Annotated in this window: 16 protein-coding genes; 7 read left to right on the forward strand and 9 right to left on the reverse strand. The window is 52.9% G+C overall.

The window, feature by feature from the left end; genetic code table 11:
• Positions 1-39: 39 nt before the first annotated feature.
• From mtnB to HH215_RS04250, 7 genes are all read right to left on the reverse strand, one after another.
• The gene (mtnB, locus tag HH215_RS04220) at positions 40-693 is read right to left on the reverse strand and encodes a methylthioribulose 1-phosphate dehydratase (RefSeq protein ID WP_169278767.1); all 654 of its coding nucleotides are present in this window, start codon (positions 691-693) and stop codon (positions 40-42) included.
• A complete protein-coding gene (locus HH215_RS04225; RefSeq protein WP_169278768.1) occupies positions 690-1,379 on the reverse strand; it encodes a 2-hydroxy-3-keto-5-methylthiopentenyl-1-phosphate phosphatase in 690 nt (229 codons plus the stop codon). The genes mtnB and HH215_RS04225 overlap by 4 nt, the downstream gene beginning before the upstream one ends.
• Positions 1,376-2,605 (reverse strand): 2,3-diketo-5-methylthiopentyl-1-phosphate enolase, encoded by a 1,230-nt coding sequence (locus HH215_RS04230; protein ID WP_169278769.1) that lies wholly within the window; start codon positions 2,603-2,605, stop codon positions 1,376-1,378. Before HH215_RS04230 ends, HH215_RS04225 begins: the two co-directional genes overlap by 4 nt.
• Before the next feature lie 62 nt (positions 2,606-2,667).
• Complete coding sequence (proC, locus tag HH215_RS04235; protein WP_169278770.1) at positions 2,668-3,543, reverse strand: pyrroline-5-carboxylate reductase; 876 nt, start codon at positions 3,541-3,543, stop codon at positions 2,668-2,670.
• 14 nt (positions 3,544-3,557) lie between these two features.
• Complete coding sequence (locus tag HH215_RS04240; protein WP_169278771.1) at positions 3,558-4,805, reverse strand: glutamate-5-semialdehyde dehydrogenase; 1,248 nt, start codon at positions 4,803-4,805, stop codon at positions 3,558-3,560.
• The gene (gene proB, locus HH215_RS04245; RefSeq protein WP_169278772.1) at positions 4,798-5,925 is read right to left on the reverse strand and encodes a glutamate 5-kinase; all 1,128 of its coding nucleotides are present in this window, start codon (positions 5,923-5,925) and stop codon (positions 4,798-4,800) included. Before proB ends, HH215_RS04240 begins: the two co-directional genes overlap by 8 nt.
• Positions 5,926-6,282: 357 nt before the next feature.
• A complete protein-coding gene (locus HH215_RS04250; RefSeq protein WP_169278773.1) occupies positions 6,283-7,458 on the reverse strand; it encodes a pyridoxal phosphate-dependent aminotransferase in 1,176 nt (391 codons plus the stop codon).
• 215 nt (positions 7,459-7,673) lie between these two features.
• On the opposite strand from HH215_RS04250, the gene HH215_RS04255 reads away from it, so the two are divergent.
• A complete protein-coding gene (locus HH215_RS04255; RefSeq protein WP_169278774.1) occupies positions 7,674-8,471 on the forward strand; it encodes a carbon-nitrogen family hydrolase in 798 nt (265 codons plus the stop codon).
• A gap of 49 nt (positions 8,472-8,520) precedes the next feature.
• Here HH215_RS04255 and HH215_RS04260 read toward each other — a convergent pair whose 3' ends face one another.
• Complete coding sequence (locus HH215_RS04260) at positions 8,521-9,426, reverse strand: LysR family transcriptional regulator (RefSeq protein ID WP_169278775.1); 906 nt, start codon at positions 9,424-9,426, stop codon at positions 8,521-8,523.
• Positions 9,427-9,627: 201 nt separating this feature from the next.
• Between HH215_RS04260 and leuC the strand changes: the two genes are divergently transcribed.
• The 4 genes from leuC to HH215_RS04280 all read left to right on the forward strand — a co-directional run bounded on the left by leuC (position 9,628) and on the right by HH215_RS04280 (position 16,196).
• Positions 9,628-11,049: a 3-isopropylmalate dehydratase large subunit gene (gene leuC / locus HH215_RS04265; RefSeq protein WP_169278776.1), complete on the forward strand. Its 1,422-nt coding sequence runs from the start codon at positions 9,628-9,630 to the stop codon at positions 11,047-11,049.
• A gap of 63 nt (positions 11,050-11,112) precedes the next feature.
• On the forward strand, positions 11,113-11,715 hold the full coding sequence (leuD, locus tag HH215_RS04270; RefSeq protein WP_169278777.1) for a 3-isopropylmalate dehydratase small subunit: 603 nt from the start codon (positions 11,113-11,115) through the stop codon (positions 11,713-11,715).
• Between the two features lie 205 nt (positions 11,716-11,920).
• Positions 11,921-13,408 (forward strand): N-acetylmuramoyl-L-alanine amidase family protein, encoded by a 1,488-nt coding sequence (locus HH215_RS04275; RefSeq protein ID WP_169278778.1) that lies wholly within the window; start codon positions 11,921-11,923, stop codon positions 13,406-13,408.
• A 61-nt stretch (positions 13,409-13,469) separates the two neighbouring features.
• Complete coding sequence (locus HH215_RS04280) at positions 13,470-16,196, forward strand: S-layer homology domain-containing protein (RefSeq protein WP_169278779.1); 2,727 nt, start codon at positions 13,470-13,472, stop codon at positions 16,194-16,196.
• 71 nt (positions 16,197-16,267) lie between these two features.
• Here HH215_RS04280 and HH215_RS04285 read toward each other — a convergent pair whose 3' ends face one another.
• Positions 16,268-16,894 carry a GDSL-type esterase/lipase family protein gene (locus HH215_RS04285; RefSeq protein ID WP_169278780.1) on the reverse strand — a complete coding sequence of 209 codons (627 nt, stop codon included), beginning with the start codon at positions 16,892-16,894 and terminating at the stop codon, positions 16,268-16,270.
• 196 nt (positions 16,895-17,090) lie between these two features.
• On the opposite strand from HH215_RS04285, the gene nth reads away from it, so the two are divergent.
• The gene (gene nth / locus HH215_RS04290) at positions 17,091-17,759 is read left to right on the forward strand and encodes an endonuclease III (protein WP_169278781.1); all 669 of its coding nucleotides are present in this window, start codon (positions 17,091-17,093) and stop codon (positions 17,757-17,759) included.
• Positions 17,756-21,481, forward strand: coding sequence for a dynamin family protein (locus HH215_RS04295; RefSeq protein WP_169278782.1), 3,726 nt, complete (start codon positions 17,756-17,758; stop codon positions 21,479-21,481). Before nth ends, HH215_RS04295 begins: the two co-directional genes overlap by 4 nt.
• Positions 21,482-21,675 lie beyond the last annotated feature (194 nt).

The raw sequence follows: 21,675 nt of genomic DNA on the forward strand, positions 1-21,675 counted from the left end.
GGGCAGATGACGGTTGGACTTTTGTTATGCATAGAGAGATTACTTACGGTTGTTAAGCAACTCCCAGCGGTAAACGTATTCGAACAGAAACTCGAATGCTTCGAGATGTTTTTTTGCCTCAAAAGCGTCCTTGCCCCATGCGCATACGCCATGTTTGCGGATCAGCAAGCCGGGTATCCGAGGATCGAGTCTTTCGGTGATTTCCGGGACGATGCGCGGAACGTCGGCGTAATTGGTTAGAATCGGAACGTCGATGCGGGCATCCTCGTCCCAGATGTTGAACGCCTTAATTAATTCAACGCCTTCGATCGGTACGGAGCGACGATCCCAGAACCATTCCGAGACGATGTTGTTGAACACGCTATGGATATGGAAAATCGCGCCTGCGCCCGTCAGACGGTAAATCTCGCGATGAAGCGACGTCTCGGCGGAAGGCTTGAGCGAAGTCGTCTCGCAGGGAGTGCCGTCCTGGTCGACGAACAGGAAATCTTCCGGCGTCGAACGGGTTTTGTCTTTGCCGCTTGCCGTCACCGCGAAAAAAAACTGTTCGGGCGAATACGGGCCGATCCGCATCGATAGGTTGCCGCCCGTACCGGCGAACCAACCGCGGGAAGCAAACTCGGCCTTCACTTCGGTAAATTCGCCAAGCACGCGGCGTTTTTCTTCCAGGGAGATCCGAGTAAAGCCGCTCATGACTTCAGCCCTCCTTGCCCGAGATGATGAATGATATCGTGGAACGTATCAAACGGAATGTGCGGCAGCCCGAGCTGTTGGCATTTCTCCGTAAGATGCGAACGGGAGAAGACGAGATCCACGATCTTCGCGCCGGCAAAATCGGTAACGCTATCTCCGATCAGGATCCGATAATATTCGTCGGTTGGAAACCGTCTAATAACGGCTGTCTTGCACATCCCGCATCCCCCGTGATCGCATGCGTCGTCGCAGGCATGCGGCCAAGTGATCTCGATCGTATCGCCGCTGAAGTCGCTGCCGTTGCAGTAGATGTGATCCGCGGGTATTCCGAACGGTTCAAGCAGCGGGTAGATGAAGAAATCGATGCCTCCGCTCGTGACGAAGAAGGGTACATTGTTTGCTTTGCACCATTCCAGCAGCTCGGGAAATCCTGCCCGGATTCCCGCGTTGTTCAGAATATAAGCCGTGACTTCTTCGCGCATCGAGGTTGGAAGAAGCGCGAACATTTCTCCTACGCCTTGCTGGATCGTTTTGCTCTCGTTCAAAATATCGGTAACGATCGTTTCCCAGCCCGGCGGGTTGAAATGCTTCATTACGGCGATGATATTATCGTTCAGCGTGATCGTGCCGTCGAAATCGCAGAACAATACGGGTTTGCGCGGAAATCGTGATGTCGTGTTGCTCAAGATGTTCTTACCCCCCAGCGTTCTATCGCGATGCGCAATTGTTCATGATCTTCGGCGTATCGTTCAAGCGACGTACCGCTTCTTACGGCATCTACGGCTTGCCGGAAGGCGCGCCCGCCATCGGCGGATCCGCCTGGATGACCGTGTACGCCGCCGCCGGCATTCACGACGACTTCAGGTCCGAAATCGCCCATGATTAATGGGACGAGGCCAGGGTGGATACCCGCCGAAGGAACGGGGAAAGTCTGCTTCTGCGGAAGAGAAGGGGTCAGCAGGGCTTCCATGACCGCGAGATTTTCCGCTTTCGGCATGACCACGGAGCCGTACGGCGAAGGGAACAGGGACAGATCCGCGCCGGCGATCCGCATTAATTTACCTAGCAAGAGCGGAGCCGAAATTCCGTGATGCAAGGAAGGATACAGGGCACCTGCCATTGCGGGATGAGCGGCGATCGGAACGTTGATGTCCGGATCTGCGGCCAGTTCCGCCAAGGCATCGAAGCCGTACGCGAGTACATTAAACAGCAAGCCGTTCGCGCCAGCCGCAATGGCTCGTTTCGCATTAGCTTTGAGTTGGAAAGTAGAGCCGGTCAAGTTCGTGAAGTAGAGCAGCTTCTGTCCGGTTACCTGTTCGGCCTCGCGAGCGGCGCTCATGCAAGCCTCGACTCTTTTCTCGAGCGGAGTGAGCGGATTCTCGAACAAGATTTCATCGTCTTTAATGAGATCGACTCCGCCTAGCGCCTGTTGCAGAAACTGTTCGCGCAGGTTGGCTAGATCATGGCCGATGACCGATTTGAAAATACTCATGACGAGCGGGCGGTCATGTACGCCAAGAAGATCGCGAACGCCTTGGATTCCGAACTTCGGTCCGCGGAACGCGCTTAGGAATTCGGTAGAAGGCTGCATATCGATTAATTTGATTTTGCCATCCATCGAAAGCTTGCCGAATGCCGTCACCAGAAAAGCGGGAATATCCCGACTAAAATTAGCGTCAGGGTATGCAATCGTAATGTCTGCGTAACGTTCACCTGGTTGAACGCCTTCCGGTTCGTAAGGGGATACGGATATGACTTGGCCAAGGTGTTTCCGCATTTCATCTTTGGCCGCTTCAGGCAGCTCGGTCCAGCTTCCGACGGTTAAACCTACCGCGATCCCTTGCGCTTTTTTATCGAAATCGGCTTTATCGTCGTAGAGACGGTACGTTGCATGACTATAGGAATTGCTCATTTCGCGCTACCTTCTTTCTAAGCTGATTACGATGCGACTCGTACTGGCTGTTACTCTGGATGTTACTTGCTATCGACGGCTTCCGCGCGAATCGCGTCGCCCATCTCGCGGGCTCTGTCCGCGCAGCGTACGATCGCTTTGTTCATGCCTTCTTGGAAGGAATAGTGATCTAACGTTTCGATGGCCGCCTGGGTCGTGCCGTTAGGGGAAGTGACCTTACGCCGCAGCTCCCCCGGGTTCTCTCCCGTGGTAAACACCATTTCAGCGGCGCCCCGCACGGTTTGAACGGTAAGGTCTTTGGCCGCTTCGGGAGTTAGACCAAGCTGAACGCCCGCGTTGATCATCGCTTCCATTAAGTAATAGACGTAAGCGGGTCCGCTTCCGGATACGCCGTTGACGGCTTCGATTAGAGGCTCGTCGACAACCGCCGTTAATCCGACGGCATTGAACATGGCAAGAGCAAACTCGCGTTGACTAGCGGAGACGGAAGCGGAAAAACTGATTCCCGTCGCGCCCAGACCGATCGTGCTTGACGTGTTCGGCATCGTGCGGACGACCGGCTGCTCGCGTCCCAATAGCTGATGGATCGTGGAGATCGACAAGCCCGCAATAACCGAGACGATAAGCTGTTCCGGACGGAGCAGGGGCTGCAACGCTTTAATGGCATTCGCCGAGTCCTTCGGCTTCATTCCCAGAATAATGACGTCCGCGGAAGTTAAAGCGGATTTTTTCAGGTCCTCGGTCGTTGCCGGCACGACGCCGTATTGGCGTTCGAGTTCCAGAAGACGATCGGCATTAGACCGGTTCATGACCGTAATGTTGTTGGGGGAGGTTAAGCTAGCTTCGACTAAACCTCGCAATATCGCTTCGGCCATCGAACCCGCACCGTAGAAAATTAGGGTGTTTTTCCCCAAAGAGGAGGCATCGCGATTTGACATGGCTTGGCACGCTCCTATGATCTGATTTGTCCCGAGCCTACGACCCGGTATTTCGTTGAGGTAAGAGCGGGAAGACCCATCGGTCCGCGCGCGTGAAGCTTCTGAGTGCTGATGCCGATTTCCGCGCCGAAGCCGAATTCGAAGCCGTCGGTGAAACGGGTCGAAGCGTTGCGATAGACGGCTGCCGCGTCGACTTCTTGCAGGAATCGTTCCGCGTTAGCCTCGTTCTCGGTGACGATGCATTCGGAATGCCGGGTACCGAATTTTTGAATATGTTCCAAAGCCTCGTCTAAATCTTTTACCACTTTAATGTTCAAAATGTAATCATTATATTCCGTAGCGTAATTTTCATCGGTGGCCGAGTTTATCCAAGGGACGATATCCCGAGCGATGCCGCAGCCTTTAAGCTCGACGTTGATCTCGCGGAATTTGTTCGCTAACGCGTTCAGATGAAGACGGGCGAACGATTCGTGAACGAGCAGGGTTTCCATGGAGTTGCATACGGAAGGTCGCTGAGCTTTGGCGTTTACGGCGATCGCTTCAGCCATTGCATACTGGCCCGATTCGTCGACGTACGTGTGGCAAATGCCCGCGCCGGTCTCGATGACGGGTACGGTCGCGTTCTGCACGACGTTCTGTATAAGGGAAGCTCCGCCCCTAGGAATAATAACGTCCAATAAGCCGTTCAGCTTAAGCATCTCGTCTACGGAGCTGCGGTTGGAATCTTCGATCAGTTGCAGCGCATCCGCGGGAATCGCGGAACGGGATAAAGCCTCGCGAAGCACGGCGATGATGCTTCTGTTGGAAGAGATCGCTGCCGAACCCCCGCGGAGGACGACGGCATTGCCCGATTTGAGACATAAAGTGGCTGCATCGACGGTCACGTTAGGACGAGCTTCATAGATGATGCCGATAACGCCAAGCGGTACGCGTCTTTTCTCGATGAACAGGCCGTTCGGGCGTTCATAGGTTTCAAGCAAATCGCCGACCGGATCGGGCAACTCGACGATCTGTCTTACCGCTTCGGCAATATCGTTCAGCCTTGCAGGCGTCAACTTCAGCCGATCCAGCAGGGAGGATGAGGTGCCCTGTTCCCTTCCTCTTGCCAGATCCTCTTCGTTAGCGATTAAAATCGTGTCTTGTTCTGCGATGAGCGCATCCGCCATCAAAAGCAATGCCTCGTTTTTCTGTGCCGTCGTTAATCTATTAAGCACGGCTGCGGCTTTCTTGGCCGAGCTGGCTTTCGTCTTTACTTCACTCATGGGAATTGGCCTCCTTGATCATGGTTGATACGACCCATTCGTCTCTATGGATGACTTCTATTCTCGAGACCTCGACTCGTTTCATTGCTTCCTCGCTGGATAGGCCCGCAACGGCGGTAATTTGCCATGCGGTATAATGCGTTACGCCCCGGCCGAGCACCCGGCCATCGGAATTGACGACTTCCACGACTTCTCCGGGGTGGAACTCGCCTTCGGCGGCAATGATACCTGCGGGAAGCAAACTGCGGCCTTTGTTGAGCAGGGCATCCTCGGCTCCGGCATCGACGACGATCCGGCCTTGGGGGACGGAGAGAAACCCGACCCAATGTTTCTTGGCGGACAGGGAATGCAGAGAAGAGGCGAAATAAGTGCCTTTGCCGTGTCCAGCGACCGCCGCTAGGAGATCGCCCGGCTCGGATACGCGTCCGACGAAGAGAGGAACGCCGCCTTGCATCGCGATGCGGGCCGCCTCGATCTTGGAACGCATGCCGCCGGTGCCCACGGACGAACCGGCTCCGCCGGCGATCCGGTACAACTCGTCGGATAGAACTTCCACGCGTTCGATTCTTACGGCATCCGGAACTTTACGAGGATCCCCGGTATAGACGCCATCCATGTCCGTCAAGATGTATAAGCCGTCGGCTTTAACCAGATTAGCGACTAGCGCGGACAAGGAGTCGTTTTCGCCGAATTTGATTTCGTCCACGGCGACGGTGTCGTTCTCGTTAATAATCGGGATGGCTTGCTGTTTCAGCAGTTCTTCGATCGTTCTCGTCGCATTCTGAGCCCGGCTTCGATTGCTGAAATCGGGTCTGGTAAGCAGAATTTGGGCGGCGATGACGCCGCTTGCGTTTAAGGCCTCTTGGTAGGCTTCCATTAACAGCGCTTGGCCGACGGCGGCGGCCGCTTGTTTCTCGTGAACCAGCTTCGGTCGGGAGCTATACCCGAGACGGCGGAAACCAGCCGCGATAGCGCCCGAAGTGACTAACAGAACTTGATGTCCGTCGGCATGCAAAGAGGCGAGTTCATCCGCGAAAAATCGAACATGTTGACGGTTTAATCCGCCCTCGTCCGAAGTAAGAGAGCTGCTTCCAATTTTGACAACGATACGTTTTCCCATAAGTTCAACCCCTTATCAAGCCATACAAAAAACTCCAGTCCTAAACAAAGGACGGGAGTTTAACTTCCGCGGTACCACCTTCATTGACGGCACCTGTAAATAGAGGCAACCGTCCTCTCAAGACCCTGATAACAGCAGGAACTGTCCGGCTCATCGCCGTCCGCTCGGGGATGGGGGAAGCGGGGGACAAGGTAAATTCTCTCAGCCTAGAAATTTACTCTCTGAACATGTCCGAATCCGATTCGTTTCCCGTCAATGCGTTCATATGGCCGCGCCGAATTCCGATCGGCGTCGAATTATCCTAAGAATACCATGCCCCATAAGGCTTGTAAAGAAACGAGGGGCAATGTTCACGGTTTAGAACAGCCCTAATTTTCCGATTCTAGCCGCGACTTCGCGCAAGCGGTCTTCGGTTGTGAGCAAGCCAAGTCTCACGTAACCTTCTCCGTTTTCTCCGAATCCGGAGCCGGGAGCTACGACGACGTCGGCCTGTTCCAGCAACAAGTCGGCGAAAGACATCGAAGTATGGCCTTTCGGAACGGGGAGCCAGCAGAAGAAAGAGCCTGCCGGTTTGGTCGCTTTCCAACCGATCTCCTCGAGAGCTCCGTAGAGCGCGTTACGCCTGCTTTCATAAGTAGCAACCAGCTCGCGTACCGATTGCTGAGAGCCGGATAACGCTTCCGCCGCTGCTTCTTGAATCCCGCCGAAAAGACTGCAATACATATGATCTTGAATAAGGTTGATCATTTCGATGATTTCCGGATTGCCGAGCGCGAAACCGACCCGCCATCCGGCCATGTTATACGATTTGGATAACGTATAAAACTCGACTCCGACTTCCTTGGCGCCCGGCGTCTCCAGAAAACTGATCGGGCGATTGCCGTCGAAGCCGATCGCTCCGTAAGCGAAGTCGCTAGCGACGACAACTCCGTTGTTCTTGGCGAAAGCGACGGTTTGTTCGTAAAATTCAGGCGTAGCCGTCGCCGAAGTCGGATTGTTGGGGTAGTTGAGAAACATAAGCTTGGCGCGTTCGAGATCAGCCGGGGCTATGGCGCTATAGTCCGGAAGAAAATCGTTCTTTTCCTTAAGAGGCATGAATGACATCTCGGCGCCGGCAAGCGCTACACCCGACCAATAATCGGGATATCCCGGATCCGGAACGAGACATACGTCGCCGGGATTGAGCAGGCATTGGCTGATCTCGATCAAACCGGATTTACCGCCGAATAGGACGGCAACTTCCGTTTCGGGATTCAACTCTACTCCGTAGTCTTCCGAATATCGCTTGGCGACGGCTTCTTTCAAAAAAGGAAATCCGCGGAAAGGCGGATATTTGTGATATTTAGCGTTTTCCGCTGCGCTTTGCAGTCTTCGAACGATCGTCGGAGGCGTCGGAAGATCCGGATTTCCTTGTCCGAGATTGATGACGTCGCTTCCGGTCGCCGCTCTTGCGTTGGCTTTGGCGACCAATGCGGCGAAAAATTGCTCAGGCAACTTTTGAAGCCTTTTGGCCGGTGCAATAGTAAAGGTCATGCTGAATCGTCACGCTCCGTCATGCATAAGTTTTGGATACGATGAATGTAGCACAATGAAACCTGCTCGGCAACGGATTTAAGGATGTTTTTACAAAAAATCTGAGTTAACGGATAGGAATTATTAATTCGCTCGTTTCAAGTTGCCGTATATCCGTCTATGCAGTACGATGGGAGTCATAGCGAACGCGAAGTAAACGGTAGGAGTGAATCGAGATGTCAACCCCATTGCGCCTTGCGCTGATCCAGATGAATATTGAAGCCGGAAATCCCGAAGCGAACTTTGCGAAAATGGAAGCGAAGCTGGAGGAGGCAGCCGCGCTCGATCCCAAGCCGGATTTGATTATCCTTCCCGAAATGTGGAACACGGGTTACGCGTTAACGGAAATAGCGACGTTAGCTGATGCGGATGGAAAACGTACAAAGGCTATCGTTTCGGAGTTTTGCAGAAAATACGAAGTCAACGTTCTGGCCGGTTCCATCGCTCAATTGCGAGGCGATGCGGTAACGAACACGATACACGTATTCGACAGGGAAGGTACGTCGGTTGCGGAGTATAGTAAAATCCATCTTTTTCAGCTCATGAACGAACATTTGCACTTGGAAGCGGGGGACATTCCCGGACATTTCGAATTAGAAGGTACCCCGGCAGCGGCGATGATCTGTTATGACATCCGTTTCCCGGAGTTGGCGCGCAAGCTGGCTTTAGGCGGAGCGAAAATATTGTTCGTTCCGGCGGAGTGGCCGCATCCTCGCTTGCACCATTGGCGGACGTTGCTGCAAGCGCGGGCAATCGAGAATCAAATGTACGTCGTATCATGCAATACGGTCGGAGAGAGCGGCGGCGCGAATTTCTTCGGCCATTCCATGATCATCGATCCATGGGGCGAAGTGATCGCGGAAGCCGAGGAGAAGGAGACGATCCTAGTCGCGAACGTCGACCTCGCGCTTGTTGACGAAGTCAGGGGCCGAATACCGGTATTCTCGGATCGCAGACCGGCGATATACGAGTGAAGGTGTCGCCCCTTCGAGTAACTAAACTCAGCGCACTCTGTATGTTCATCTACTTCGCGATTTTCTCTAACGTCGCCCGGAAAGTCGCAATGAAGGCCTCGGCGGCATTGGACAAATAACGTCCTTTCCGATAAGCGATAACGAGCGTCCTCGTAGGGTTTCCCTCCAACGTTAAGTATACCGGGGCACGTCCTTGCCAGTCATTGCGGGTGACCATTTTTGGCAAGAAGGCGATTCCCATTCCGGCGGCTACGAGCGACTGGACCGTTTCGATATTGCCGCTCTCGAAAACGACTCTCGGGTCGAAGCCGGCGGATTGGCATAAATCGTGGGCGATCGCGCGGAAGCCTTGTCCTTTCTTCAATAGAACGAACGGCTCGTCTCGCAGTCTGGCTATCGGAATGATCGCGTCCTTGAACTCGGGCTCGGCTAGCGGATGATCCGGCGGGACGGCGAGGCAGATGCCTTCTTCGATAACCGGCAAATAAGCAAGCGAAGGCTCGACGAGCGGGAGAGAGAGCAAGCTCACGTCCGTGCCCCCGTTGGCGGTTAGTTGCTCTAGTCGTCTGGTCGATTCTTCGATCAGCACGATTTCGATATTCGGATAAGATTCCCGGAAGACGGGGAGGACTTGCGGCAGCACGTGGGATCCGGTCATTGGTAAGCTGCCGACGACGAGCCGTCCCTTGCGCATATCCGCGATATCTTCCATTTCCTTGCGCAGTTGATCCGCCATGTCGACGATTTGTTGGGCTTTCTCGACGAAGACGGAGCCCGCGTGAGTAAGCTCTACGGAGTTGGTGCTCCGCTTGAATAATAGCACTCCTAATTCCTTCTCCAGCTTCGACAACTGCTGGCTAAGGGAGGGCTGGGCGATATGAAGCTTCTCGGCCGCGCGGGAGAAGTTTCTTTCGGTCGCGATCTGTATCGTATACAGCAATTGACGGAATTCCATCACCATAACCTCTTTTCATTAACTGTGTTTATTGGTGCTTCATAGTCTGGAACTATTAACCTTATAGATATTATATCTTGGAACAATGAAAGAATAAATGTTAAGATGGATTCAACTTAAAGTGAGTGTTCAAAAAGTCAGGTTTTCAGCATTTTTGAACTACTTCTTAAAAGAGTCCTTCCTATTGGGGTGAACAGAGACATGAGTAAACAAACAATGTTCGAGAAAATTTGGAACAACCACGTCATCGTCGCTGAAGAAGGAAAGCCTAGCATCCTTTACATCGACCTGCATCTGGTGCACGAAGTAACATCTCCGCAAGCATTCGAAGGCTTGCGCTTGTCCGGACGCAAAGTAAGACGTCCGGAACTGACATTCGCGACTATGGATCACAACGTACCTACGAAAGACCGTTTCAACATTTCCGATCCGATTTCGAAGCAGCAGGTGGATACTTTAACGACCAACTGCCAAGAATTCGGCGTTAAGCTGTACGACTTGAACACGATCGACCAAGGCGTCGTTCACGTTATGGGACCCGAGCTCGGCTTGACTCATCCCGGCAAAACGATCGTATGCGGAGACAGCCATACGTCCACGCATGGCGCGTTCGGCGCGTTGGCGTTCGGTATCGGAACAAGCGAAGTAGAGCACGTTCTCGCTACGCAATGCTTGCAACAATCGAAAGCCAAAACGATGGTAATCCGCTTCAACGGCAAACGTAAACCGGGCATTACGGCGAAAGACATGATTCTGGGTCTGATCGCGCAATACGGTACGGATTTCGGAACCGGATACGTTATGGAGTACACGGGCGAAGCCATTCGTTCGTTATCGATGGAAGAGCGCATGACCGTCTGCAACATGTCCATTGAAGCCGGCGCCCGCGCCGGATTGATCGCTCCGGACGAAACGACTTTCGAATACTTGCGCGGTCGCGAATACGCTCCTCAAGGCGCCGCTTTCGATGCGGCCGTCGAGCAATGGAAAGCACTGTGCACCGACGAAGGCGCTGAATTCGATTCCGTGATCGACTTCGACGTTGACGCTCTGATTCCCCAAGTCACTTGGGGCACAAGCCCGGGCATGGGAACAGGCATCACGGCTACCGTACCTGTACCCGAGAACCTGCCGACCGAGAACGAGCGCAAAGCGGCAGCAAGCGCGCTTGAGTATATGGATCTTAAACCGGGCACTCCGATGACCGACATCGAGATTGATTACGTCTTTATCGGATCTTGCACGAACGGACGTATCGAGGACTTGAGAGCGGCTGCTTCCGTAGCGCGCGGACACAAGGTAAGCTCGAAAGTAACGGCAATCGTCGTTCCGGGTTCCGGTCGCGTTAAGATTCAAGCGGAAAAAGAAGGCCTGGACAAGGTGTTCACAGAGGCGGGCTTCGAATGGCGCGAAGCGGGTTGCAGCATGTGCTTGGCGATGAACCCGGACGTTCTTAAGCCGGGCCAACGTTGCGCATCGACATCGAACCGTAACTTCGAAGGCCGTCAAGGCCGCGGCGGACGCACGCATCTCGTTTCTCCGGAAATGGCTGCGGCGGCGGCGGTTCAAGGACGTTTCGTCGATGTTCGCACGTGGGATTTCAAATCCGAAGTGAAGGCGTAACTTGACTACCGAGCGCACCTAGCGTTGCTGGCTAGCGGTAGCAATCTGAGGAGGATCAACACTATGGAAGCTTTTGTACAATTAAACGGACTTGTCGCCCCGGTTGACCGGGTTAACGTAGATACGGATGCTATCATTCCTAAGCAATTTTTGAAAAGAATCGAAAGAAGCGGATTCGGTCAATTTTTGTTCTTCGAGTGGAGATGGGATGAACAGGGTAACGTCATTCCCGAATTCAACCTGAACAAACCGCGTTACCAAGGCGCTTCCGTCTTGCTGTCTCGCGCCAACTTCGGATGCGGATCTTCCCGCGAGCATGCTCCATGGGCGATTATGGATTACGGATTTCGTTGCATTATCGCTCCGTCGTTCGCGGACATTTTCTATAACAACTGCTTTAAGAACGGCATTCTGCCGATCAAGCTGAGCGAAGAGCAAGTCGACGATCTGTTCAAGCGCACGGAAGCGACGGAAGGCTACAAGTTGGTCGTCGATCTTGAGAACAAGGTGATCTCGGACAACGAAGGCTTGAACATTCCGTTCGAATTAGACGAGCATCGCCGCCAGTTCCTGTTGCAGGGCTTGGACGATATCGGTCTTACGCTTAAACACGAAGCTTCGATCACGGCTTACGAAGCGAAACGCGCCGCAGCGGTTAACGCTTAATCGAGTTACCTGCCATAAATTGCCGCTTCAGGCAGTACGGAAGGCCTTTTGTCCCCGATTCGGCAAAATTCGGGACAAAGGGTCTTTTTTTCCTCCGTTTCGCAACTTTTCATGTTTCTCGACGTCTAATGGTTGGTGGACAAGCCGCGGTACTCGTACTTCATTCGGCAAAGTTCGCAAATCTTTTTTTACATCGAGGTGAAGCATGAAGAAGTGGTTAGTCTTGTTGTTCGTCGTCACTGGCATGCTGTTCCTGAGTGCAGGCATCGTTAGCGCCGCCAAAGCGGAGACGTTAACGCCCAAGCTTATACTGGACGGCAAAGCTTTACAGCCCCAAGTCCCTCCGATCGTCGTGGGTCAGACGGTAATGATTCCCGTACGCATCGCGACATCCAATTTGGGATACAAGGTAGATTACGACAATAAGAAAAAACAGGTGACGGTATCGAACGGTTCCAAGCAACTGGTCATGACGTTGGACCAGAAGACGGCATACCTCGATAACAAACCGCAGGAAATGGTTAAGCCGCCCTTGTTGGTTTCTCAAAACATACTTATTCCTCTTAGATTTCTCGGCGACTCTCTCGGCGTCCAAGTTTTCTGGGATAATCAAATTAAATCCGCTTTTCTATACTCGTCGAACGGCGGGGAGAGCGGAAACAACGGAGAGAACAAACCTACCGATCCTCCGGGCGGCGGTTTGATCGGCATCGTCGATCCGGAAGAAGAAACGCCTGGCGGAGGAAGCGAGACGGTTCCTCCAACGACGCCGGAAATCCCTCCGGTCGAGCAGAAGATTTCGGGAAATCTCTATGAGGTTCGCTACGAGACGGATGCGGTCGTGCTGAAATACGACGGGTTTACCGTTCCTAACGCGTTTAAGCTCGACAATCCTAAGAGAATCGTTATCGATATTCCGAATACCCAATACATAGCAGGTTTTCTGCCTACGGTCGATTTCGCGCTCGCAAAAGAAGGCAAACTTCCCGTTACGGGACATGAAGCGTTGCAATCGATTCGGTATTCGATGTTCGGAGAAACGGTGAAATCCCCTAGGTTCGTGCTTGATCTGAATCAGAACTGGGATTACGAGCTCGTGAATGATCCGACGGCCGGCGAACTGAGGATACTGCTCAAGAAACCGCAGCCCGATAAGTCGTTGTACACGGTCGTTCTGGATGCTGGACACGGCGGAACGGATCCCGGCGCCATTAGCATATCGAAACGTCCGGAGAAAGATTTTAATCTATCGGTCGTTCTTAAAGTGAGAGATTTGCTGGCGGGAGACGAGAGAATCAAGCTAGTGCTTACTCGCTCCGATGATTCTTTCCCGACTTTGGATTCCCGATCTGCGCTGGCCAATTCCTTGAAAGCCGATCTATTCATCTCGGTCCACGCGAATAGCTACACCGCGGCGACTAACGGAACGGAAACTTATTATACCCGCGAGGAAAGCAAAGCTTTCGCGAACTTAATGCATTCCTTGTATGCTCCGGTCACCGGCCTTAAGGACAACGGAGTTCGTTACAAGAGCCTAAGCGTGACCAGGAAAACGACGATGCCGGCGATTCTTCTCGAGGTCGGTTACTTGTCAAGCAAGATCGACGAGCCGCAATTATGGACGAACGAGCTGCAAGATCGCGTCGCGCAAGCCATCTCTACGGGCATTAAGCAACAGTTGAATTTATTTTAAGACATCCGGCCCCTAAGGGGGCCGGTATATCTGTATCTTGGGAGAGGGGACAATTTTGACGATGAACAAAAAAATCTCGAAAAGCGTTACCGGTTTGTTAGCAGCATCGCTCGTAATCTCGGGGGTTTCCTGGACCGAATCTTCAGCCTCTGCCGCGTCGCCGTTCTCGGACGTTAAGCCGGGTTGGGCGGAGAAACATATTACGAAATTGGCTTTGCAAGGCATACTGAAGGGCGGCTCGGACGGAACGTTCAGTCCGACCAAACCGGTCACTCGCCAAGAAGCGGTTATTATAGCGCTTAGGTTCATGGGCGTAGAGCAAGAAGTCAACAAAACGGAGGCTCTCGTTTTCCCAACCGTACTCGTTATTAAAGAAGACTATAAGCCATACATAAAATTAGCGTTGAAGAAAAAAATTCTGCTTATCGGCGAAGAAACGGATTTGGCGGAGAAAGAAACGGGCAAAGAGTGGGGAAGCAGTCCGGCTACGCGGGAGTGGATGACGCGCTTGCTCGTAAGAGCGATCGGCAAGGATGCGGAAGCCGAGCTGGCGAAGGCGCAGAACACTTCTTTCGGCGATGACGCGAGTATCGGCGCCGGACTGAAAGGTTACGTTAACGTTGCGGTTTCCTCTGGACTCGTGTCGGGTATCAATGGGAAGTTCGAACCCGCTCAACCCGTATCGCGCGAGATGGCATCCACGTTATTCAGCCGCGCCGAAGACAAAATATCCGCGCCGTATTCCGGTCAAGTCGTCGGTTCGCTAATGGCTGTTTCCGCGAATAAATTAACTCTGCGTCATCCGGACGGAATCGTGAAGGAGTACACGTTGTCTCCAACGGCTTCCATCTACGGTTACAAATCGGAGCAAACCGGCACGATTTCCGATCTCTTGTTGTATAGCAACGTGACTTTGATCAGCAAGAGCGACGGAACGGTCGGTTATGCGGAACAAACAAGCGAATCGGCAAACGTAAAAAATTACGAGGGTACGCTAACTCTTGTGACGGAAGCGGAAAACAAACTAACGGTATTAATCGGCAGCGATTACAAGAAGTTCGATTATGACGGTCAAAACTTGCCTGCGTTTAAAGACATTAACGGACAAGCGTTGACCTTAGCTAATCTACCTCTTAACGTTCCGGTGAAGTTCAGCGTAGAGACGACGGCAACGGGCGCCGATGGCAAAATCATTTCCCTCACCGTGAATCAATCCGTAACGAACAAATCGGGAACCGGTACCGTTGCGGTATGGAATGCGAGCGACTTAACTTCTCTGCAGGTAAAGGATGCAGCAGGCGTCGTAGATACTTACCCCGTGTCAGCCACCGCGACGCTAAAATACAACAACGCGAACTTGGCGCTAGATCAGCTTGTCGTCGGCGACGCGATCACTTACGAGGTCAAGAACGGATCGGTTACGAGCATCGTCGTAACGAAGAAGGTTCAGCCGCCGATTACGGGCGAATTAACTCTCGTGGACAAAGTCGGAAACACGATCCAGTATAGAGTCGATGGAAAACTGGGAGCGAAAGATATGGCCACGAACGTTGTGGTCAAGATTGAAGGATTAACGGACGTTTCGCTCGATGACTTGGTTAAAGGGGATAATGTTTCCCTTAAATTAAACGATAGCGATAAAGTATCGGAAATTACGGTTACTAATCGTTCGCTCAACTCAATGAACGGCGTTACGGTATCCAACTACCTAGCTGCGGATAACGTGCTCATCGTTACGGATCCCGCTAAGAAGAACGAGCCGATCCCGTTAGTTATTAACGATTCGACGCGTTTTGATCTGAACGGTAAGAAAATTACAAGAAAAGAAGCCGAACAATATATTACAAAAGGTAAAAAAATCAACGTCAGATTTAATTCTTCCAGCGCGGCTACAATTTCGATCGTATCGCAATATTCCGGAACTGTCTTGGAACATAACGTGACGGCTAAAACGATAAAGCTTGATCTAGGTTCTAACAGTATCGTTACGTTGCCTTATCCTACTTATGGCATGTTCGTGGAGATCTATGGCCAAAACAGTACTTCTTATCTCGATATTAAGGTAGGAGATAAAATTACCGCGGTCATGGATTATGTAACCCAGGAGCAAGTCATTCAAGTCCAGTTAGAGAAAACCGTTCAGTTCGATTACACGCCGGCTGATCTTGCGAACAATAAACTGCGCGTTAAGCGGACGGATACCGGCGCGACCGATGAGTGGTATGTAAGCGGCGCGACGCCGATTATCCTCCAGGACGAGAACGGTGCAGCGACTAGCCTGAATGCCTTGAACCAATCGAATGTCGCCATGATTAACGTGACTTTCAAAGGTAAAACTCCGATTAAGGCAAAAGCGGTGTCCGCAACGTTCGGCAAGGTGGCGTCCGTAAACGCCGGCGCTTCTTCGATCGACCTCGTGTTGTCATCGGGATCGACGATTACCAAATCGTTCGCAACCGCACCTATCGTGACGAAGGATAATGTCACGCTAGGCTCGTTATCATCGATTAAAGCCGACGATCGCGTGGAGATTCGGGTTGACGAGAACGACCGGACGATCATTCAGATCATTCCGGCCGCAACCAAAACGGTCTACCACACGGATACGCTGTTAAATAAATTAACGGTGTATAAGGTGAATTTGAACGAGTCTAATAACGTATATACGCTGACTCCGCAAACGTACATTCATCAAGGAACCCGGACAATGAGCTTGTCGGAACTGAAAAAAGAAGATTCGATAGTGGTTTACATCTTGCGCGGCAAAGTGCTCGAGATCGTAAAATAGGTTCAAAACCTTCATAACAAACAGCACCCTGGCCGTTACGACCGGGGTGTTGTTTGTTTGTTCGGGTTCGCTTAGCCCAGCGGCTTGTAGCCTTGCTTATGAAGAGCTTCCGCGATAACGCGATAGCCTCGGCTGTTCGGGTGGAAACGATCCAACCAGAGTAGCTCGCTTTCGTTCCCTTGGAACGCGGCGAATACTTTCGCGACCTTCAGATTCCAGTTTTCGAAGCTCTCGAGTCGGCTATTGAACCGAGTAATCCAGTAATCCGATTCGGGGAAAGAGGGCGAGGGGTTATAGAGATCCACCATTCGGATCAAATAGGGTTTGCTGCCGGATTTTAATTGTCGAATAACGGATAGAACGCTGGAGATGTTCTGAATGCTTGTCGCTAGCGCCTGTTTGAAAACATCCGGGTCCCTTTGATAGGAAAACGCTTTTGCCGCGTCAAGCAGATCATTCCCCCCAGCCGTGATCGTTATGATATCGGCAACGCGTAAGATTGATCTGACCGAATGGTCGTAATTGACCATGGATAGAATGCGGGCCGACCTAGCCCCCGATACGCCCATTTTCTCGTAAACGACCTGGCTGTGTAAGGTGTCTTGTATGAAACGGCTATATTTCGGTACGAATCCTCCGCCAAACAGATCCCCAATGCCCGAGGTCAGGGAATCGCCGATCGCGGCATAATGGATCAAGGATATTTCTCCCCTTTCCGAGAACATCATGAATGGCTTGCCATGCCGTCATCCTAAGCTATTGCCAGCATATGATTTTATCCCGTTCCCGGTGCTATAGAACCACGATTTGACCCGCTCCTGACAAACCAATATTGCCGCATAACGAAACTTCCGGTAAACTTGTTATGAATTTCTCATTCCTGAAGGAGCGCCTATGAACGCCGTAACGATACGACAAGTTCTGAATACGATAGCCGGGATGTTTCCGGACGCCCATTGCGAGCTTAACCATCGCAATCCGTTCGAGCTGACCATCGCCGTCTTGTTGTCCGCGCAATGCACGGATGAAACCGTCAATAAAGTGACGGCTACATTATTCGATAAATACCGAACTCCGCAAGACTATTTGAACGTTCCGTTGGAAGAACTCGAGAACGATATTCGCAGAATCGGATTGTTCCGTAATAAAGCGGCCAACATCCAGAAGCTGTGCCGATTAGTTATCGATAAATTCGACGGTGAAATCCCTCGTAAGCATGAACAGTTAACGGAGCTGCCAGGGGTCGGGAGGAAGACGGCCAACGTCGTCATGTCCAATGCGTTCGATGTTCCGGCTATTGCCGTCGACACGCACGTTGAGCGCGTCTCCAAGAGACTAGGCATCGCGAAAGCTGACGATTCCGTGCTCGAGGTGGAGAAGAAGCTGATGCGCAAAGTTCCACGCGAGGAGTGGACGATCACGCATCATCGGTTGATTTTCTTCGGAAGGTATCATTGCAAGGCCCAAAATCCCAAATGCGAAGTTTGTCCGCTCCTAGAGCATTGCAAGGAAGGCAAATCCCGCATGAAAGCGGCATTGAAGAAAAGGAGCGTAACCTCGTGAGTCAGAATGGCATAAGTGCTCCATCCCAAACATTAGATCATCGGCAATCATCCGATATTATCCGGTTTCGCGAAGCGTTGGAACAGATGTCCGCAAGAGCGGCAGCCCACGATGCTCCGGTCCAAGCGGAGAAATTCAGCGAGTTGTCGGAGAAACTCGGCTTCGGTCGGCTTACGGTCGCGTTCTGCGGACATTTCTCCGCGGGCAAATCAACTTTGGTCAATACGTTATGCGGAGCTACGTTGCTCCCGGCCTCGCCGATTCCGACGAGCGCGAACGTCGTAACGGTCGTGAACGGCGCCCCGTTCGCGGAAACCGAATTCCGCGATACGAACGGAAAGGTGTTCCCGCCGCGTAAGATCAGCGTCGAACAGCTTCATGACTTCGCGGTTGACGGGGAGGGCGTGACTTCGATCCGCGTTTCCTATCCGATTCCTCTGCTCGGAGACAACATGGCGATCGTGGACACGCCGGGTGTCGACTCGACGGACGGCGCCCATCGGGCGGCGACGGAATCCGCGCTTCATCTCGCGGACGTCGTTTTCTACGTGACCGATTATAATCACGTCCAATCGGAAGTCAACTTCCGTTTCCTTAGGAGCATGGCAAGATGGGGGAAACCGACCTATTTGATCGTTAACCAGATCGATAAGCACCGGGAAGACCAGATTTCTTTCGCGGAATTCCGGGAAAGCCTTGGCCAAGCATTGAGCAATTGGGATATTGCGCCGGCGGCTACCTTGTTCTTATCTTTGCGCGAACCTGAACATCCTTTATCCCAATGGGAGCAACTGCTCCAGCTTATCCGTGATCTCCAGCCGCTGGCTAACGGTTTAATGCTGCGAAGCGCCGACCGATCGGCGCGCCATCTGGCTGAGCAATACCGGGACGCCTTGCATCAGAAAAACGAGACTCGCAGAGAAGCGTTGCTCGGCGAGCTTGGAGACAATGGCGAAGCCGAACAGAGATTAACGTTAAGGAACGAACTTGAGCATACCCGGGCGGAGATCACGTCGTCGGGAGATCGGCGTAAGGCGCGGGTAAGGACGGACTTGGAACGCTTGCTGAACAATGCGAACCTGACCCCGGCGGAAACACGCGAGAAAGCGCTGGAAGTGTTGGTTGCCATGCAGCCTGGTTTTAAGGCGGGCTGGTTGGCCAGCGCTTCGAAGACGGAAGCGGAGAAGGCTGCTCGCTTAGAACGGCTCTCGGATGATTTCAACCGTCAGGTATCGGCGAACGTCACCGGTCATCTGAAGGAGATTTTGCGCAAGGAAGCCGAACAATCGGGTCTAACGGGCGAAGAGCTTGAGTCGTCTTTGTCAGCCCGATTCAAGCCGATTACGGGAGAATGGCTTCAGCAGTTGGTAAAAACAGGCGCGGGATCGGATGGTCAAGCGACTTTGCACTACTCGGCCGAGATCAGCTCCGAGTTGAAAGCCGTATACCGCAAAGCCGCGTTCCATTGGATCGACGAACTTGAGCTAAGAGATCAGCCCGAACGAAACGTTCGATTAGAGGCGATCGAGCAACGGCTTGCCGCAGTCGCCCAGAAGGACGCAACGGCAAACGAGCTGTCGCGACTGGAAGAAGATGAACGCTCGGAAGAGCGAAATTTGCTCGGCCTGCTGCCGTCCCCTTCGGATAACGCGGAATTGACGCTACCTTCCCCCGCTCCGGTTTCAATGGATCGTCTCGACAGCTTCGCGCTCGCGAGCGATCATGCCTATGATTCGGACGATCTATCTATAGAATACACCGAAGAGGGAGTTTCCGGCGGCAAGGAGACGGGTCCGATCGAGAGCTCGGAGCCGTCCGGTCGACTCGGGGCTCCGAGAGGCGCCGCGGAGAGGTTAGAGCGATCTGCAGCTCTGCTAGCCCAAGTGCCGGCGCTGCGGGGCGTCGCGGAAGGCTTACAGGTCAAAGCGGAGAGATTCAAAAATCGAAGCTTCACGATCGCGTTGTTCGGCGCTTTCAGCGCGGGCAAATCTTCCTTCGCTAACGCGTTGGTCGGCAAAGCCGCGTTGCCCGTATCCCCGAATCCGACAACGGCTACGATAAACCGGATACTTGCGCCAACCGGCGAGCATGCGGACGGTACCGCGCTCGTTACGATGAAGACGTCGGAAAGCTTCTTGAGCGATATTCAGCATTCCTTGGGACGTATCGGCGTCAGCAAGCAGAAGTTGGCCGAAGCCGGGTCGGATATTGCGAAGCTGCTTACGTTGAAGGACCCGATAACAGCCAGCGAGCTGCATCCCCGCGGAAGGCCTCATCTCGCTTTCCTGACGGCAGCGGCCAAAGGCTGGAGCCGGTTCGGGCAATTGTTAGGGCAGAAGCTTACGGTACAAGAGGAAGAGTATCGGCGGTTCGCGGCGGAAGAGGAAGCTTCTTGTTTCGTTGCCGAGATCGACTTGTTCGTCGACTCTCCGTTGACGCGCAGCGGTGCCGTGCTCGTGGATACGCCAGGAGCGGATTCGATTAATGCCCGGCATACGGGAGTTGCCTTTCAATATATCAAGAACGCGGACGCGGTTCTGTTCGTAACGTACTACAACCACGCCTTCACGGAAGCCGACAGGGAATTCCTGAATCAGCTCGGAAACGTGAAGGACGTGTTCGAGCTCGATAAAATGTTTTTCATTATTAACGCGGCCGACTTAGCTTCCTCCGAAGTCGAATTGGAAGCGGTACGCGAGCATGTGGCCACCCAGCTTCTCAAGCACGGCATTCGCAAGCCGAGGTTATTTTCGGTTTCCAGCATGAACGGCTTGCATGCCAAACGTTCGAGGAGCGCGCAAATGCTGCAATCTTCGGGAATTGCCGCGTTCGAGAGCGCATTCCGTTCCTTCTCCGAAGAGGAGCTCGGCGGCTTGGCGCTCGCTTCGGCTAATAAGGAGCTGGACCGCGTCGATAAGTTGCTGGAAAGCTGGCTGCAGTCGGCTAACGAAGACGCCGCGACAAGGGAATCGAAAGCGGAGCGTCTGCGCGAGCAAGCGCGGAGATGGCAGAGCGAAGGAGCGGATAACGTTCCGGAAGCGACCGTTCAGCCATTGCATCAAGAAATCGGCGAACAGCTGTATCACTTGCGTCAGCGGCTCAAATTCAGGTTCAAGGAGCATTTCCAGTCGGCATTCCATCCTTCCGTGCTCCAAGACGATGGACGGGATTTGAAAAAATTGCTCCTGGCTTGCGGCGAGGATCTTAAACGTTCGCTCGGCGAAGATTTGCTTCAGGAGCTTCGGGCGGCCGGCTTGCGCCTGGAAGGAACGATTCATTCGATGACGGAGAAGGCGCTGGGCGCGTTGTCCGGAGTTGCCGACATGGAGAGGGAGGGCTTTTCTCCGGAAGCGTCAGAACGTCCGGTATTGGATCTGCCGATGCCGGAATTGTTCGCAAACGGTCCGACTTTCGAGACGAAGCAGCTGTGGGGCGCCTTCCGCTCTCCGAAGCACTTCTTCGAGAAGGAAGGGGCGGCATCGCTTAGGGAGGAGCTTAACGAACTCTTGTTTAGAACGATCGACGCCGAGATAGGAGCGTTACAGCCGAAATGGAACGATAACGCGGAGTCTACGCTATTCCTTGCGGTGAAAACCTCGTCGCAACAATGGTCGGATCAGCTCGCCGCGTTTGCTTTAAGCATGAGCCAAACGCTTCGCGAGCCGGGCGAAGAGCGTATATTAGCGGATTTACAAGAGCAGTGGCGGAAAATCAGGCAATAATAATCAAAAAAGGCCATCTCCTATCGTCTTCCGGATAGGAGATGGCCTTTTCTGAATTTGCCTTAGTTTTCCTCTGTTACGCGTATCAACCAGGGGATATTCGGTACGAAAAGCGACGATTTCGGAGATATTCGGTGCATGTGTAGCCTTCAACGCACTAGCTTCCGGCGGAGTGTCGAATAGAGCCTTTTAAC

Origin of the sequence: Cohnella herbarum (assembly GCF_012849095.1) — a bacterium.
GTDB lineage: Bacteria > Bacillota > Bacilli > Paenibacillales > Paenibacillaceae > Cohnella > Cohnella herbarum.